The following is a 15,781-nucleotide window of genomic DNA, read 5'->3' as shown; positions in this document are numbered from 1 at the left end:
GCTCCTTCCACCCCTCTGATTATTTTAAATGTTATCTGTAGAAAAAGAAAGCATGAGTCCATTTGTATTTTTTGAAGCAAAAATTCGTATGAAAATTTACAAACTTCACATTTTCCATGATATAATTTTGGTACAACCATTGGAATGATATAAACCACTGGAATGGTATAAACCACAAAAATAGGTTCAAGAAAAAGGTTAGTCATTTCAAATGAAGTCATCATATTGAGTCAAAGATGAATGGAAAACACAATATAGAGAGGTGTTTACGATGAGTAAAAAGAAATTAAATTATTACGAACGTGCACAAAAGCGTCATACCGAAGGAGAAACAAATAAAAAAGCCATTACATGGATAGCTTCTGCTTTTGGTTTTATTGTCGTTCTTATCAGCATTTTGCTTATTCTTGATATATAGAGATTTTGCTTTGATATATAAGATAAGGATAATATGCATAACAAAGGTGTACTTCAATGAGGAAGTACACCATCTTATATTATAGATGATCGACAATGTGGATACACCATTCCATATACGAACCAAAACATGTGGGTTTGTAAGCAGAATGTGAAGACTGAAAAAACATGTTGATAAAGATTATCAATATCATTTATAATGTAATAGTAAACCCGGCGCACACACCGGGCAACATGTTATATAGATGATATATTAGTTTTCGAAAGGCTCATCTGCAACTTTGATGGAATCTGTAGGGCAGCCGTCCACTGCATCCTGCATATCATCAAATAAATCTTCTGGGATTTCACTAACCCCTTTGTTATCATCGCCATCATAGATGGTTTCTGCAAGACCCTCATCATCATAATCATAAATATCAGGTGCTGTAGCTCCGCATGCTCCACATGCGATGCATGTCTCTTTATCTACCCAAGTAAACTTTGCCATGTCGAATCCTCCTAAATCTATTTAACCAATTCTGGAAATGGAATTAATATTACAATTCAAATATAATATAATTCATGTAAAACTTCAAATATTTTCGTAACTTTTTTCTTGAAAAGTAACTTTGTGAACATGATGAACAACGCTTACGCTCTTTATCTTATTCCTTAACATCATCACGGTTGCTTGCTTCCCAGTGTTCTATAGATAAATCATCTTTTTGCAACGAAGTTCCTCTACGCTTTTTATCACGCAGCATAACAGAGGGGTCATCACCCAGCATACCAGCAGTAATGATCGCATTTTCTCCGAATTTATCTCTCAATTTATCCATCGTTTCGGTTAAAACTTCTTCCCCATCTTGTTCATCATAATCAAATAAATCCAATTGAATCGGTGTACTTTTTTTCTCAGCTAATTTTTGTAACGTCAAACCGAGCAAACGCACAGGTTTATGCTCAGGCCAATGTTTTTCAAATAGGTCCATTGCCGTTTCAAAAATATTTTTACGATCCTCTGTGGGCGTATTTAGCGTCGTAGAACGGGTAATTGTTTTCATATCTGGATCGCGTATTGTAATTTGTACTGTCGAGCATAACAATTGCTGTTTGCGTAACCTACGGGACACTTGATCAGCGAGGTTGAGAAACACTCTTTTAATATCACCTATATCGCTAAAATTTACTGGCAATGTTGTCGCATGTCCTATCGATTTATTACTCTGTCTTTCTTCCACTACAGGGCTATCATCTAAACCATTGGCAGCGTCAAGGAGTGCTTTTCCTACAACACCGAAATGCTTCGTCAAAAAATCAAGATCACTATGTGCTAATTGACCAAGTGTGTGTATCCCAAGCTTTTCTAACTTCGATGCTGTTTTGTCTCCAATTCCATATAAAAAAGCACAGTGCTTATCCCAAAATACGTGAGGGACATCTCTTTTACGCAATACCGTAATTCCGTTTGGCTTTTTCATGTCTGAGCCCATTTTAGCTAGCAGTTTATTGGGAGCAACTCCAATGGAACAAGGCAATGAAAGCTCATCCCTCACCCTGTTCTGAATGGTCTCTGCAATTTGCAGTGGGGTACCAAACTGTTTTGAGCCAGTAATATCTACAAAACATTCATCAATAGACATCACTTGAACGAGAGGAGAGTAGTTATAGCAGATGGCAACGAATTGTTGAGAGTACTTTTTATATATCTGAAAGTCAGGAGAAATCATCATTAAATCAGGGCATATTTTCAATGCCTCTATGACGTGCATACCCGTCTTCACTCCTCTTTTTCGAGCTGGATAAGAACAAGTCACGATGATTCCTTTGCGCTTCTCCACACTTCCAGAAACGGCCGAAGGTTTTCCTTTATATTTTTCAGGCTCTTCCGCTTCATGTACAGAGCAATAAAACGCATTCATATCAATATGTAGAATAACTCGTCCTTTAGTCGGATAGAATTTACTGTTATCGGCCACTGCTATACCTCCCTTACGATGCACATATGCTGATGATTGTCCCCAAATCATTTTTTCCATCATATACTATATTTTAGCATACATTCGCACACACGTTCCTGTCAATAAAGCATAAAAAACAGCAGCATAACTATATGCTACTGTTTTATACGTTGATCCATACAATGGAACATTTACAAGGTAAAAAAACTTACGCTTGTTCTTTTTCTTGATCGTATTCTGCTGTTACGGTAGTGTACACTCCACCGCGAACGTTAAATTTACCCGTTACTTTTAGTTTTTTTGGTTTAATAATGTTGACGAAATCTTTCAACATTCTATTTGTTACATCTTCATGATAGTGACCTTCATCACGGAAACTCCACATATACAATTTCAATGATTTCAATTCCACAATATAAGGACCAGGAACATATTTAAATGTAATTGTTGCAAAATCTGGTTGACCTGTTACTGGGCAAAGTGCTGTAAATTCTGGTGTTTCAATTTCTATCTCGTATTCACGATCAGGATGCGGATTAGGTACCGGGTCCATCGTTTTACTTGGTTTTGTTGTCATTGTTATTCCCCCATTACTTTTTACGTTGAGATTACATCGCAACGTTTTATTCAGTTAAGTTGCATACTCATTAATTCACATCAAATATATGTATTGAGTATCCTTAATCAATATGACAATAAAATGATACCTGTGTAATCGTCTACGGTCAAGAGGGTTAGAACGAAAATAAACAGTAACAGCAAATTTACATAAAAAAATAACCACAACCTTGCATGTTAATGCTATAATATTGCAAACCATGCGGATAAACGCGGTAACCATATTTCGGATGCCATACTGACAGTAGGGGGAAATCATATGAACAAACAAATCAAAATTTTTGACACCACATTAAGAGACGGGACTCAAGGAGAAGGAGTTAGTCTTTCTGTAGAAGATAAATTGAAAATTACGAAAAAATTAGACGAGTTAGGTATTCATTACATTGAAGGTGGATGGCCAGGAAGCAACAGTAAAGATGGTGAGTTCTTTAAGCAGGTTCAACAACTTCAACTTAAACATGCCAAAATTACAGCCTTTAGCAGTACTCGCAAGAAACACATAGCAGCACATGAAGATCAAAATCTACAGGCCGTCATTGCATCTGGTGTATCCGTTGCTAGTATCTTCGGGAAGTCATGGGATTTTCATGTGGAGAAAGCATTGCAAACTAGTTTGGAAGAAAACGTTCGTATGATTGAAGATTCCGTTCAATACTTAAAAGCAAATCAATTGGAAGTTATTTATTTAGCAGAGCACTTCTTTGACGGTTACAAACATAACGCCCACTACGCCATGGAGACCATTAAAGCAGCGGAAAAGGGTGGAGCAGATTGGATTGTACTATGTGATACCAATGGTGGCACCATGCCTGGCGAAATTACCGAAATTGTCAGTTATGTAACAAACCAAATGACATCCCCAGTAGGTATTCATACTCATAATGATTGTGAGCTTGCAGTAGCCAACAGTATCGCAGCCGTAAAAGCAGGCGCAACACAAGTACAAGGCACGATCAATGGCTACGGGGAACGTTGTGGAAACGCAAACCTGTGCTCTGTCATCCCTAATTTACAAGTGAAGTTAGAATATGAATGTATACAGACAACCCAATTACAAAAACTGAGCAGCACCGCTCGTTTTGTTAGTGAAATTGCCAATATGCATATGCCATTGAATCAACCGTTTGTTGGATCATCTGCATTTGCGCACAAAGGGGGCATTCATGTCTCCGCTATATTAAGACATCCGAAGACATATGAACATATTGAACCCGCTAAAGTAGGAAATAGACAGCGTGTGCTTGTTTCAGAATTAGCAGGTCAAAGTAATCTGGTGTTCAAGGCAGAGGAACTTGGACTTGAATTAGATATGAAAAATGAAAAAACGAAACACATCATACAAGAAATAAAACAATTAGAGCATCAAGGTTATCAATTTGAAGGCGCGGATGCTTCTTTAGAGCTAATGTTGAGACAAGCATCGGGAACGGTAGAAAAAATGTTTAGCGTACAATCCTTTAAAGTGAACGTTGGTAAGACGACGGATAAATCTGTTCATTCCGAAGCAGTTGTAAAATTAAAAGTAGATGAACAAGAAGTGTATACTGTCGCAGACGGCAACGGGCCTGTCAATGCATTAGATAATGCGCTAAGGAAATCATTAATTCAATATTTTCCGCATATAAAAAATGTGCATCTTACTGACTATAAAGTACGTGTCATTAACGAAACCGATGCTACAGCAGCAAAAGTTAGAGTGTTAGTAGAATCGACGGATGGAAAAAATACGTGGAGTACCGTAGGAGTATCGAGCAATGTCATCGATGCAAGTTGGCGCGCACTCATCGACAGTCTCCGTTATGCACTCATTGGACAATCCATGCCTACGGTATCCATGACAGATACGTCAGAAAAAGGCATCAACAATCACTAAACAACAGCCTACAGGGCAGGTAATATTGTCGAATAAAACACATAGGTTCATGTTGAGCTTTTAGCTAAAAACTATGATGTCTATATAAAAAAGCACTGCTCCGCTTGCTAAGGGAGGAGTGCTTTTCTGGTACTTCCTACTCACGCTCTTACATGTTCACATTGCTTCATATTTCTTCTGCTTATTTCTTCTCGTTTATTAACTCTACAATTTTAGGTTCCAATTGATTCTTCATCATTTCAGAAGAAATTTCACCTATATATATTTGTCTAATCACACCTTCATAATCGATCACAAATGTGGTGGGAAACGCATTGATATCGTATGTAGACAGTGCAATACTTTCATTTCCATTTTCATCACCTAATACAGATTGTAACATACCTAAGAATCCTTCCTTCTCTTCCTCTAACTCATCTAGCAATACTGGAAAAGGAAGTTCAAATTCCTCTACAAAAGATTCTACGTTGTATACCGTATCTAATGTTGTCGCATTGATCGCAAATATTTCTAATTCATCATTATATTCCTCATATAACTGAATAAGCTCTGGCATTTCATTTCTACAAGGCCTACACCACGTTGCCCAAAAGTTAATTATTAACAATTTATTGTCCCTTGAATCTAATGTGTATACTGTATTATCCAAGCCATTTAATTCGAAATCAGGAGCAGCTTTCCCAATTTCAGGAGAAGCATTTCTAGGCAAGATAACATTTTGATACACGGTATAGCCTAATAAACCAGCAATGAGGATAAGGGAAATTATAACCATTGTATTTCGACGAATATTCAAACTATCACTCTCTTTCATCAGGTAAGTACAAACCGAAATTTCTTCATCTTATGGTTAGCGGTAATAAGTTGCTTGAACAAGTTCATTCAACTTATTTCTAAATATTGCCATATCATTTAAAGCATGGCATGCAATCTTATTGGTGAAAATATGTCAACAACACTTACTTTCTTCATCTTATGTTTACGCCTCAGTTGCCAGGCGTAAAGGTCTTAATATTGCAATTTCTTCATCTTATGGTTAGCGGTAATAAGTTGCTTGAACAAAGTTCATTCAACAAGTTCATTCAACTTATTTATTATACTTTATTAACTGAAGACATGCATAGCTAAACATTGACTTGATATGTACATCTCATCACCCATGAACATTAGTAAGAGAGGACATCACATGTTTACATCCAAAAATAAAAAGCTAGATATCATATTCACAAGTGAGATTACGGAGGAACAGCATAGCAACCAACATGAATCCAAGAAGAAATCAACAAAAAAATCGAACCAATGGCTAACTTTTCTCGCTTTTTCCTCTATTCCTATCGTGCTTGTGTTAGGTAATTCCATGCTCATTCCGATCTTACCTAAGATGAAAGAGGAGCTTTCCCTCACTCAATTACAAACAAGTTTAGTCATTACGTTGTTTTCTGTGACTGCTGCCATATTCATTCCAGTATTAGGATACTTGTCTGATCGTTATTCCAGAAAGGCAATTATTATCCCTTGCCTCATCATCTATGGCAGTGCTGGTATTGTGGCTGGTTTAGGCGCGCTATGGCAGTCGTATACCGTCATTTTTATTAGCCGTATTGTTCAAGGACTCGGTGCAGCAGGTACGGCTCCCATTGCCATGGCTCTTGTTGGAGATTTATACAAAGGAGGTACAGAAAGTAAAGCATTGGGGTTAATTGAAGCTGCTAATGGGACAGGCAAAGTACTGAGCCCTATTTTAGGATCTTTACTTGCACTTATTATTTGGTATGCACCTTTTTTTGCATTCCCTATTTTTTGTTGCGTAGCTATATTTGCAACCATTTGGCTCATTAAAGAACCGAACAAGTCGAAAAAAAAGAAGCAATCCATAAAAGAATACGTACTAAAAATCGGATCCATTTTTAAGGAAAAAGGGAAATGGCTCATTCCAAGTTTTATAGCGGGTTCGTTATCTTTATTTATTTTATTTGGTGTGCTGTTCTATTTATCAGATATTTTGGAGAAGAAACCATACAATTTTGAAGGGACGATCAAAGGTTTTATATTAGCCATACCATTACTTGGTCTGGTTATCACTTCTTATATTACAGGGAGTGTGATTAAAAAAAATGGTGTGTTAATGCGAATACTCATCAATGTGGGTTTATTGATGGCTAGTATCTCTCTCGTTATCACTATATTTTTTCACGATAACATGTATGTATTTATATCTTTGTTAACCATAAGCAGTGTAGGTACTGGTTTATTGCTTCCATGTCTAAATACGATGGTGACAGGGGCTGTGGATAGACAACAGAGAGGTATGATTACATCTCTTTATAGCAGCCTGAGATTTTTCGGTGTAGCTGCAGGACCACCGCTTATTGGTTGGTTGATGTCATACTCTCATCAAGTCGTCTTTATATTTGTTTCTGTTGTTTCCTTTGCTACACTGATCATGACATTCTTTTTCATTAAGCCTAGTAAAAAAGTATCTTAGTAAACCTTTTTATCCACTTTGATCCAAAAAAAGACGCATATTACAAGGGGAGATGGATTTACTTAATGATGTTATCTATGATCGACCATAAGTCACTTTTCCCCATTTTCGTTTCAGATGAAAAAAGAATAATAGGATCGTTTGGTTTGGCATTAAGTGTCTTCTTTACTTGATTTTTATGCGCATCTAACTTACTTTTCGTTATTTTATCTGCTTTCGTTGCTACGATGCAACATGGTATATCATAATGCTTCAACCAATCGTACATGAGTTGATCGTCTTTTGAAGGAGGATGCCTTAAGTCCACGACTAAAATAACCATTCTTAGTGGCTCTTGATTCATCAAATAAGATTCGATCATTTTGCCCCATTGTTTACGTAACGATTTCGATACTTTCGCAAATCCATAGCCTGGAAAGTCAACAAAATGGAGCTGGTCATTAATATTATAAAAGTTTAACGTCTGTGTTTTTCCCGGTTGAGAGCTTGTCCTTGCTAACTTCTTCCTGTTCGTCATCGTGTTGATTAAAGACGACTTCCCTACATTTGATCGTCCTGCTAACGCAATTTCTGGCAAACCATTATCAGGATATTGCTTCTTTTCTACTGCGGAAATTACAAATTGTGCATCATTTATCTTCATTGCTTCTCACTCTTCTCTTCGCATACTTACTTCATATATGATATTTATGATTGCGTTGCTAGTCCATTAGCTTCATAAGATAGCTAACGAATAAAAGTAATAATAACTATGGGGCATAACGCCCCATAGTTTTGTCATGCTTCTGCATTGTTTTAGATTCCTTTATTGCACCAATGCATGTTGCAGCACTTCATCCATGTGATCGACAGGAACAAAGGTGAGAGACTGTTTCACACTATCCGGAATGTCTTCCAAATCTTTTTCATTTTGCTTTGGAAATAGAACGGTCTTAATTCCCGCACGATGTGCAGCTAACGTCTTCTCTTTCAGTCCACCAATAGGTAAGACTCTTCCTCTAAGTGTAATTTCTCCTGTCATCGCCACTTCTTTGGAAACAGCTCTTTCCGTCAGTGCGGAAACTAATGCTGTAGCGATCGTAATTCCTGCTGAAGGTCCGTCTTTCGGGATTGCCCCCTCAGGAATGTGAATATGAATATCATGCTTTTCTTGAAAGTCTTTATCTAATCCTAGATCATCGACTTTGGCACGCGTGTAACTAAATGCGGCTTGAGCAGATTCTTTCATCACATCTCCTAATTGACCTGTTAGTGTTAATTTACCTGTACCTGGTAAAATAGCGATTTCAATATTTAATGTATCGCCGCCAACTTCTGTCCAAGCTAATCCTGTAACAGAGCCAATTTGATTTTCTTTTTCAGCAAGTCCATATCTATATTTGCTGGAGCCTAAGTACTCCACCAGCTTTGTCTCATCCACGACAATCTCTTTAATTTTTGAATCGGAAACAATTTCTTTAGCCGATTTTCTAGATACAGAAGCTAACTGTTGCTCTAAATTTCTTACACCTGCTTCTCTTGTATACTCACGAATGAGCTTTAACAAGGTGTCATCATTCATGTGCAGTTGTTCTTCTGACAGACCATGCTTTTCTTTTTGTTTAGGGAATAAATATCGCTGCCCTATTTGTTGTTTTTCTAATTCAGTATATCCTGAAATATATAGTACTTCCATCCGGTCTAACAATGGTCTAGGGATGTTGTGCACGGCATTTGCAGTCGTAATAAACATCACGTTGGATAAGTCGAAAGGATGTTCAATAAAATGGTCGCTGAACGTCGTGTTTTGTTCTGGATCTAACACTTCCAGTAATGCAGAAGCAGGATCACCCCTAAAATCCATAGCCATCTTATCAATTTCATCTAGCAAAAACACAGGATTGTTGCTACCTGCGGACTTCATACCTTGTATAATTCTCCCTGGTAATGCTCCAACATAAGTACGCCTGTGTCCTCTTATTTCGGCTTCGTCTCGCACGCCACCAAGTGATATGCGAACAAATTCTCTTCCAAGTGATTTGGCAATAGAGCGTCCAAGTGAAGTTTTACCTACCCCAGGAGGTCCAACGAAACAAAGAATAGGCCCTTTTAGCTTTTGTACTAGTTTTTGCACGGCTAAATATTCCAGTACGCGCTCTTTAGGCTTTTCTAAACCATAGTGATCTTCATCCAATATCTGCTCTGCTTTCTCCATATCTAAATCATCTTCTGTGTTATTTAACCAAGGTAGAGAAAGCATCCATTCGATATAATTACGTATGACACCAGACTCAGCAGAAGCATTTGGTGTCTTTTCTAGACGATTGATCTCTTTTTCAATTTTTTCTTTCACCGTTTCAGGAAGATCTATCTCTTCCAACTGTTCTCTTAGTTCTTGTACTTCGCCGCTTCTTCCTTCTTTTTCACCAAGTTCTTTTTGGATAGCTCTTAATTGCTCACGCAAGTAATATTCTTTTTGCGTTTTTTCCATTTGTTTTTTTACACGTTGACTAATTTTCTTTTCTAATCGCAGAACTTCACATTCGCTGCTAAGCAAATCCAGCAAGCGTTCTAATCTTTTGTTCACGTCTATTGTTTCTAATATTTCTTGCTTATCTTTCATTTTGATGGAAAGATGGCTGCATACGACATCCGCTAATCTACCTGGTTCATCGATATCAGCAACGCTCGCATAGGTTTCAGAGGAAACTTTTCTAGACAAATTGACATATTGCTCAAATTGATCTAAAACGCCTCTTACTAATGCATCTAGCTCGGATTCATTATCCACTTTATCATCAAGTTGTTCCGCACTGACTTCCGTATATTCATCATTTTCAAGATATCCCAGTACTTTCGCACGGTACATCCCTTCCACTAATACTCTTATGGTGCCATTTGGCAATTTTAGCATCTGCCTTATTTTAGCTACTGTTCCAAGGCCATACATATCCTCTTCATTCGGTGTCTCCACATTTACATCCGTTTGTGTACATAATAAGATCATACTATTATCCACCATTGCTTTTTCTAATGCTTTGATGGATTTATCCCTACCAACATCAAGATGAATGACCATATTCGGATATACGATAACTCCTCTTAGAGGAAGAAGAGGGATTACTTGACTATTTTTTTCATCCAATCTACATACACCTCCACATCGTAAACTCCGCTTGCTGTAGAACATTGTATCAAATGATGGACAAAAAAACCAATATTCTTTACTAAGAATTGATTTGCAGCATTGAGAAATTTGGTATGAACTGCTTTTTCACATCTTGTTCTTGTGTATTCTGATCCAATTGGAAAGCGTGTTGTAATACTTCAGCAATGTTAGATACTGGGATAATCTCGATGTTTTCAAATGAATCAAAGATACTTTGCCAATTTTCTTTCGGAATTAATACTTTCTCTACGCCTGCTTGCAAAGCAGCTTCTACTTTGGCAACCACTCCACCAATTGGTTTGACTTGACCAAGTATGCTTATTTCTCCTGTCATCGCCAATTTATGATCAACGGGCATTTGCTGTATGGACGATACAATGGCTGTTACAATGGCAATACCTGCTGATGGACCGTCTACGGGTACTCCACCAGGAAAATTAATGTGTATATCATAATCTTTTGGCTTGTAACCAATTCTCTCTAACAAAGTTAGTACATTTTCCACTGAGCTTCTTGCCATGCTTTTTCTGCGAATGGTTTTGGATCGACTACCCAATTCTTCTTCATCTACAGCACCTGTGACATTAAATGTGCCACTCCCAGCATTCCCACTTTTTATGGAAGTGACTTCTATTTCTAACAATGATCCTAAGTTAGGACCATACACAGCCAATCCATTAACGAAGCCGATTCTAGATTCCTTAGGAACTAATTTGTCAGGTCTTGGAGAGATTTGACTGCTATTGATAACCCACTCTACATCAGACGCTGTAAGGTCTTTTCTATGCTCTGTCATCGCTATTCCAGCAGCTAGTTGGATAATATTTACGGTTTCTCTTCCATTTGTTGCGTATTTTTTCACAACATCGATGACTTCTGGTACTTTAGGTATACCGATTTTAGCTAACGCTTTTTCCGATATTTCTTCGATATCTGACGTTAAAAGTGGACGAAAATAAATTTCCATGCAGCGAGAACGTATAGCTGGAGGTATTTCATCTGGCGTTCTCGTCGTAGCACCTACTAATCTAAAATCTGCTGGAAGACCGTTTTGGAAAATATCGTGAATATGCTTTGGAATGTTGTTATCTTCTCCGTTGTAGTATGCACTTTCCAAAAAAACTTTTCGATCTTCTAGCACTTTCAATAGTTTATTCATTTGAACAGGATGAAGTTCTCCTATTTCATCAATGAATAAAACGCCCCCATGGGCCTTCGTCACTGCCCCAGGTTTTGGCTGAGGTATACCTGCAACGCCCATAGCTCCTGCGCCTTGGTAAATAGGGTCGTGAACAGAGCCGATTAATGGATCCGCAATTCCACGTTCGTCAAATCTTGCTGTGGTCGCATCGACTTCTATAAATTTTGCGTCTGTGCGAAATGGTGAATGTGGATTTTTCTTCGCTTCTTCTAAAACGACTCTTGCCGTAGCAGTCTTCCCTACTCCTGGTGGACCATATACGATCACATGTTGTGGATTAGCACCACATAAAGCCGCTTTTAGTGCTTTTAGCCCCTCTTTTTGTCCAACGATATCTTGCAGTGAAGTTGGGCGAGTTTTTTCCGCTAATGGCGTGGATAGTTGTATGGATCTCATCTTGTGCAATTTCTCTAACTCTTTTTTTGATTCTCTATCTACAGCCGTTCGATTAGAACGCTGATTACGTAATAAGTTCAAGAAATACATACCGATGACTAGCCCAAAAAATAATTGTACGACCATAAAAACGATCATAATATTCATATTCAAACCCCCCGATGATTCATTTCATAGTTTCATTCATGACCACACTACTTAATGGTAGTATTGCCCAGAACATGAAAAATAACCTTAGGGAATACGTAAATCATATCGATATGATCATTAAAACGTATATAAATAAGATGAAGAAATGATTTAATACAAGTTTACGCCTCAGTAGCCAGGCGTAAAGGTGTGATGTGGAAATTTCTCCATCTTATGCATCGTGGTAATAAGTTGGTTTAACAAGTTCATTCAACTTATATAAATAATAAAAAGAGCTTACTGCTGTTTGATTCACAGTTGTAAGCTCTCTATTCATTGTGTATTTCCATTCTGTCTTTAAGAAGTTATTTTCTCTCTTCCAGGTATTTCTCCTGTCTTTTCGTACACTTCCACGATTTTATCAATTTCTTTCTTTAATTCTGTTACCAGTTGATCTTCAGGTACTTTACGTATCATTTCCCCGTAGCGGAACAACATACCTTCACCACGAGCTCCTGCGATCCCGATATCCGCTTCTTTTGCTTCCCCAGGACCATTAACTGCACAACCTAATACAGATACTTTTATCGGAACTTTTACTGTCTCTAAATAAGCTTCTACTTCATTTGCGACAGAGAACAAATCAATATCTAATCTGCCACATGTAGGACAAGAGACTAAAGTTGCAGCATTAGAGATAAGTCCAAAAGATTTCAGCAATTCACGAGCCACTTTAATTTCTTCTACAGGATCAGCACTCAGTGACACTCGCACAGTGGACCCAAGTCCTTGTGAAAGCATTACACCTAGACCTGCAGCACTTTTTACTGTTCCTGAAAACAGTGTCCCCGCCTCTGTTATGCCTAGATGCAGAGGATAACGTATGACTTCCGCAGCTTTAGTATATGCTGCTATCGCCATTGGCACATCAGAAGCTTTTAATGAAACGATAATATCTTCAAAATCAAGATCTTCTAAAATTTTTATATGGTACAATGCGCTTTCTACCATCGCTTCAGGCGTAGGATAACCGTATTTTTCTAATAAATGACGCTCTAGTGATCCCGCATTGACGCCAATACGAATAGGAACATTTCTTTCTTTACAAGCTTTTACAACTTGTTCGACTTTTTCCCTGCGTCCAATATTTCCAGGGTTGATTCGAACTTTATCAATTCCATTCTCCAAAGCCATGAGTGCTAATCGATGGTCAAAATGTATATCTGCTACAAGCGGAATGTGAATACGTTTTTTTATTTCTTTAATTGCTTCAGCAGCTTCCTCATTATTTACCGTCACACGGACGATCTGACAACCTGCCTCTTCTAAGCGTAGAATTTCACTAACCGTCGCTTCTACATCCGCAGTTTTCGTTGTGCACATACTTTGAATAATGACTTCGTCACTTCCACCTATAACAATATTACCCACTTTAACAGGCTTCGTATCTTTTCTATGATACATTTCAATCTCTCCCATAAAAAATTCTTTACTTTGCGATTGGCAACTGAATCGCAAACACGATTGGCAATTGAATCGAAGACAGCTAAATACTACATTTTAGTTCCACAATATTTTCCAGCTTAATGAGGGAAAAGACCTCCCTTTTTAAAGTAGAGGCCTTCCAAAACATAACATCAATCTATGCGCTTTCTTCTGTTTCTTTATTATTTTTACGTGTAATTTCTGCTGGTAAATTCTCCGATACCACTTTTTCCGTAATGACACATTGTTCTGTATTATCTTGTGAAGGGACTTCAAACATAACATCCAGCATAATACTTTCGATAATCGCTCTTAGTCCCCTTGCTCCGGTATTACGTTTCATAGCCTCTTGAGCAATCGCTTTTAACGCTTCCGTTTCAAACGATAACTCTACTTCATCTAATTGTAATAACTTCTGGTATTGTTTAACGAGTGCATTTTTAGGTTCTGTTAAAATACGCACAAGTGCTTCTTCATCTAGTGGCTCAAGTGTCGATACTACTGGTAGACGTCCTACAAATTCAGGGATTAATCCGAACTTCAATAAGTCTTCAGGCAACACAAGAGACAAGTATTCTTCTGATCTCAAATCTGCTTTACCGCTATCCGCGTTGAAGCCAATGACTTTCTTACCAATTCTACGTTTGATAATCTGCTCCAACCCGTCAAATGCACCACCACAAATAAATAATACATTCGTTGTGTCAATTTGAATAAATTCTTGATGTGGATGCTTTCGTCCGCCTTGCGGTGGTACAGAAGCCACTGTACCTTCTAATATTTTCAATAATGCCTGCTGAACACCTTCACCTGATACATCACGAGTAATAGAAGGGTTTTCAGATTTACGAGCTACTTTATCAATCTCGTCAATATAGATAATGCCGCGTTCTGCTTTCTCTACATCATAATCTGCAGCTTGGATGAGTTTGAGTAGAATATTTTCTACATCTTCCCCAACGTATCCTGCTTCTGTTAATGAAGTAGCATCTGCAATAGCAAACGGAACATTTAGTATTTTAGCCAACGTTTGTGCTAGCAATGTTTTACCGCTACCTGTAGGTCCTAGCAGTAAAATATTACTTTTTTGCAATTCCACGTCTTCAATTTTATTTTTAGTATGAATACGTTTGTAATGATTATACACTGCTACAGAAAGTGATTTCTTCGCGTGATTTTGACCAATAACGTATTCGTTTAGTATGTTTAAAATTTCTTGTGGCTTTGGAATTTCTTTGAAGTTGAACTCTTCTTCTTGACCTAGCTCTTCCTCAACTATTTCTGTACAAAGCTCAATACACTCATCGCATATATATACACCAGGACCAGCTACAAGCTTTCTCACTTGGTCTTGAGATTTACCACAGAAGGAACATTTTAATTGTCCTTTTTCTTCACTAAATTTTATCATTACTTCACTCCCTTTTCACCTAGATCACTTCGAGAGATTACACTATCAATTAAGCCATACTGCTTCGCTTCCTCAGCATCGAGAAAGTTATCGCGGTCCGTATCGCGCTCAATCGTTTCTATGGACTGTCCAGTACAATCAACGTAAATTTGATTTAATTTCTCTTTTGTTTTCAAAATCCAGTCGGCATGAATTTTGATATCAGATGCTTGGCCGCTTATGCCACCTAGTGGTTGATGAATCATTACTTCACTGTTGGGAAGAGCATAACGCTTTCCTTTTGCTCCAGCAGTTAATAACAAGGAACCCATACTTGCTGCTAATCCAACACAGATGGTTGATACATCAGGTTTAATGAAGCGCATTGTATCAAAAATAGCCATTCCTGCTGTAACCGAACCACCGGGTGAATGAATATACAAGTGTATATCTTTATCGGGATCTTCCGCAGCTAAATGTAGTAACTGAGCAATCACAATATTTGCGATTTGATCATTTATTTCTGTGCCTAGAAAAATAATTCTGTCTTTCAGCAACCGAGAATATATATCATATGATCTTTCGCCCCGATTTGTTTGTTCAACAACATAAGGAATTAGACTCATGCTTTCACTCCTCCAATTCATCAACTTGACTTCTGTAGTTGATGCTTATTATATTGTATCAGTCCTT

Annotated in this window: 13 protein-coding genes; 3 read left to right on the top strand and 10 right to left on the bottom strand. The window is 37.7% G+C overall.

Annotated elements, in window-relative coordinates:
* Positions 1 to 271 precede the first annotated feature (271 nt).
* Positions 272 to 418: a hypothetical protein gene (locus D1Z92_RS17155; RefSeq protein WP_164931372.1), complete on the top strand. Its 147-nt coding sequence runs from the start codon at positions 272 to 274 to the stop codon at positions 416 to 418.
* Between the two features lie 252 nt (positions 419 to 670).
* On the opposite strand, the gene D1Z92_RS00700 is transcribed toward D1Z92_RS17155, so the two are convergent.
* The 3 genes from D1Z92_RS00700 to queF form a co-directional block, all read right to left on the bottom strand.
* The gene (locus D1Z92_RS00700) at positions 671 to 907 is read right to left on the bottom strand and encodes a ferredoxin (RefSeq protein ID WP_128893719.1); all 237 of its coding nucleotides are present in this window, start codon (positions 905 to 907) and stop codon (positions 671 to 673) included.
* A gap of 157 nt (positions 908 to 1,064) precedes the next feature.
* Entirely contained in the window at positions 1,065 to 2,378 is a 1,314-nt protein-coding gene (locus D1Z92_RS00695; protein ID WP_276318848.1) for a DNA polymerase IV, read from the bottom strand.
* Between the two features lie 190 nt (positions 2,379 to 2,568).
* Positions 2,569 to 2,937 (bottom strand): preQ(1) synthase, encoded by a 369-nt coding sequence (queF, locus tag D1Z92_RS00690; protein WP_128893717.1) that lies wholly within the window; start codon positions 2,935 to 2,937, stop codon positions 2,569 to 2,571.
* A gap of 300 nt (positions 2,938 to 3,237) precedes the next feature.
* Here queF and cimA point away from each other — a divergent pair, with 300 nt between their 5' ends.
* On the top strand, positions 3,238 to 4,854 hold the full coding sequence (gene cimA / locus D1Z92_RS00685) for a citramalate synthase (RefSeq protein ID WP_128893716.1): 1,617 nt from the start codon (positions 3,238 to 3,240) through the stop codon (positions 4,852 to 4,854).
* A gap of 181 nt (positions 4,855 to 5,035) precedes the next feature.
* Here cimA and D1Z92_RS00680 read toward each other — a convergent pair whose 3' ends face one another.
* Positions 5,036 to 5,650, bottom strand: coding sequence for a TlpA family protein disulfide reductase (locus D1Z92_RS00680; protein WP_164931371.1), 615 nt, complete (start codon positions 5,648 to 5,650; stop codon positions 5,036 to 5,038).
* A 390-nt stretch (positions 5,651 to 6,040) separates the two neighbouring features.
* Between D1Z92_RS00680 and D1Z92_RS00675 the strand changes: the two genes are divergently transcribed.
* On the top strand, positions 6,041 to 7,339 hold the full coding sequence (locus D1Z92_RS00675) for an MFS transporter (RefSeq protein WP_128893714.1): 1,299 nt from the start codon (positions 6,041 to 6,043) through the stop codon (positions 7,337 to 7,339).
* A gap of 58 nt (positions 7,340 to 7,397) precedes the next feature.
* Here the strand turns inward: D1Z92_RS00675 and yihA are convergent, their stop codons facing one another.
* The 6 genes from yihA to clpP form a co-directional block, all read right to left on the bottom strand.
* Complete coding sequence (yihA, locus tag D1Z92_RS00670) at positions 7,398 to 7,982, bottom strand: ribosome biogenesis GTP-binding protein YihA/YsxC (RefSeq protein WP_128893713.1); 585 nt, start codon at positions 7,980 to 7,982, stop codon at positions 7,398 to 7,400.
* 162 nt (positions 7,983 to 8,144) lie between these two features.
* Entirely contained in the window at positions 8,145 to 10,463 is a 2,319-nt protein-coding gene (lon, locus tag D1Z92_RS00665) for an endopeptidase La (RefSeq protein WP_240666516.1), read from the bottom strand.
* An 82-nt stretch (positions 10,464 to 10,545) separates the two neighbouring features.
* Positions 10,546 to 12,231 carry an ATP-dependent protease LonB gene (gene lonB, locus D1Z92_RS00660; RefSeq protein WP_128893711.1) on the bottom strand — a complete coding sequence of 562 codons (1,686 nt, stop codon included), beginning with the start codon at positions 12,229 to 12,231 and terminating at the stop codon, positions 10,546 to 10,548.
* A gap of 339 nt (positions 12,232 to 12,570) precedes the next feature.
* A complete protein-coding gene (ispG, locus tag D1Z92_RS00655) occupies positions 12,571 to 13,677 on the bottom strand; it encodes a flavodoxin-dependent (E)-4-hydroxy-3-methylbut-2-enyl-diphosphate synthase (RefSeq protein WP_128893710.1) in 1,107 nt (368 codons plus the stop codon).
* A gap of 178 nt (positions 13,678 to 13,855) precedes the next feature.
* The gene (gene clpX / locus D1Z92_RS00650; protein ID WP_128893709.1) at positions 13,856 to 15,109 is read right to left on the bottom strand and encodes an ATP-dependent protease ATP-binding subunit ClpX; all 1,254 of its coding nucleotides are present in this window, start codon (positions 15,107 to 15,109) and stop codon (positions 13,856 to 13,858) included.
* Positions 15,109 to 15,714: an ATP-dependent Clp endopeptidase proteolytic subunit ClpP gene (clpP, locus tag D1Z92_RS00645; protein ID WP_128893708.1), complete on the bottom strand. Its 606-nt coding sequence runs from the start codon at positions 15,712 to 15,714 to the stop codon at positions 15,109 to 15,111. Before clpP ends, clpX begins: the two co-directional genes overlap by 1 nt.
* Between the last annotated feature and the right edge of the window lie 67 nt (positions 15,715 to 15,781).

It is taken from the genome of Longirhabdus pacifica, assembly GCF_004115085.1.
Classification (GTDB): Bacteria; Bacillota; Bacilli; order Paenibacillales; family DSM-105158; genus Longirhabdus; species Longirhabdus pacifica.
Note: the sequence above shows the minus strand (reverse complement) of the source record. Positions and strands in the feature narration are given on the sequence as shown.

Excerpts from the sequence above, each read along its gene's own strand:
- queF (WP_128893717.1), bottom strand. The coding sequence starts at position 2,937 with ATGACAACAAAACCAAGTAAAACGATGGACCCGGTACCTAATCCGCAT.
- ispG (WP_128893710.1), bottom strand. The coding sequence starts at position 13,677 with ATGTATCATAGAAAAGATACGAAGCCTGTTAAAGTGGGTAATATTGTT.
- D1Z92_RS17155 (WP_164931372.1), top strand. The coding sequence starts at position 272 with ATGAGTAAAAAGAAATTAAATTATTACGAACGTGCACAAAAGCGTCAT.
- clpP (WP_128893708.1), bottom strand. The coding sequence starts at position 15,714 with ATGAGTCTAATTCCTTATGTTGTTGAACAAACAAATCGGGGCGAAAGA.
- yihA (WP_128893713.1), bottom strand. The coding sequence starts at position 7,982 with ATGAAGATAAATGATGCACAATTTGTAATTTCCGCAGTAGAAAAGAAG.
- cimA (WP_128893716.1), top strand. The coding sequence starts at position 3,238 with ATGAACAAACAAATCAAAATTTTTGACACCACATTAAGAGACGGGACT.
- lonB (WP_128893711.1), bottom strand. The coding sequence starts at position 12,231 with ATGAATATTATGATCGTTTTTATGGTCGTACAATTATTTTTTGGGCTA.
- clpX (WP_128893709.1), bottom strand. The coding sequence starts at position 15,109 with ATGATAAAATTTAGTGAAGAAAAAGGACAATTAAAATGTTCCTTCTGT.
- D1Z92_RS00700 (WP_128893719.1), bottom strand. The coding sequence starts at position 907 with ATGGCAAAGTTTACTTGGGTAGATAAAGAGACATGCATCGCATGTGGA.
- D1Z92_RS00675 (WP_128893714.1), top strand. The coding sequence starts at position 6,041 with ATGTTTACATCCAAAAATAAAAAGCTAGATATCATATTCACAAGTGAG.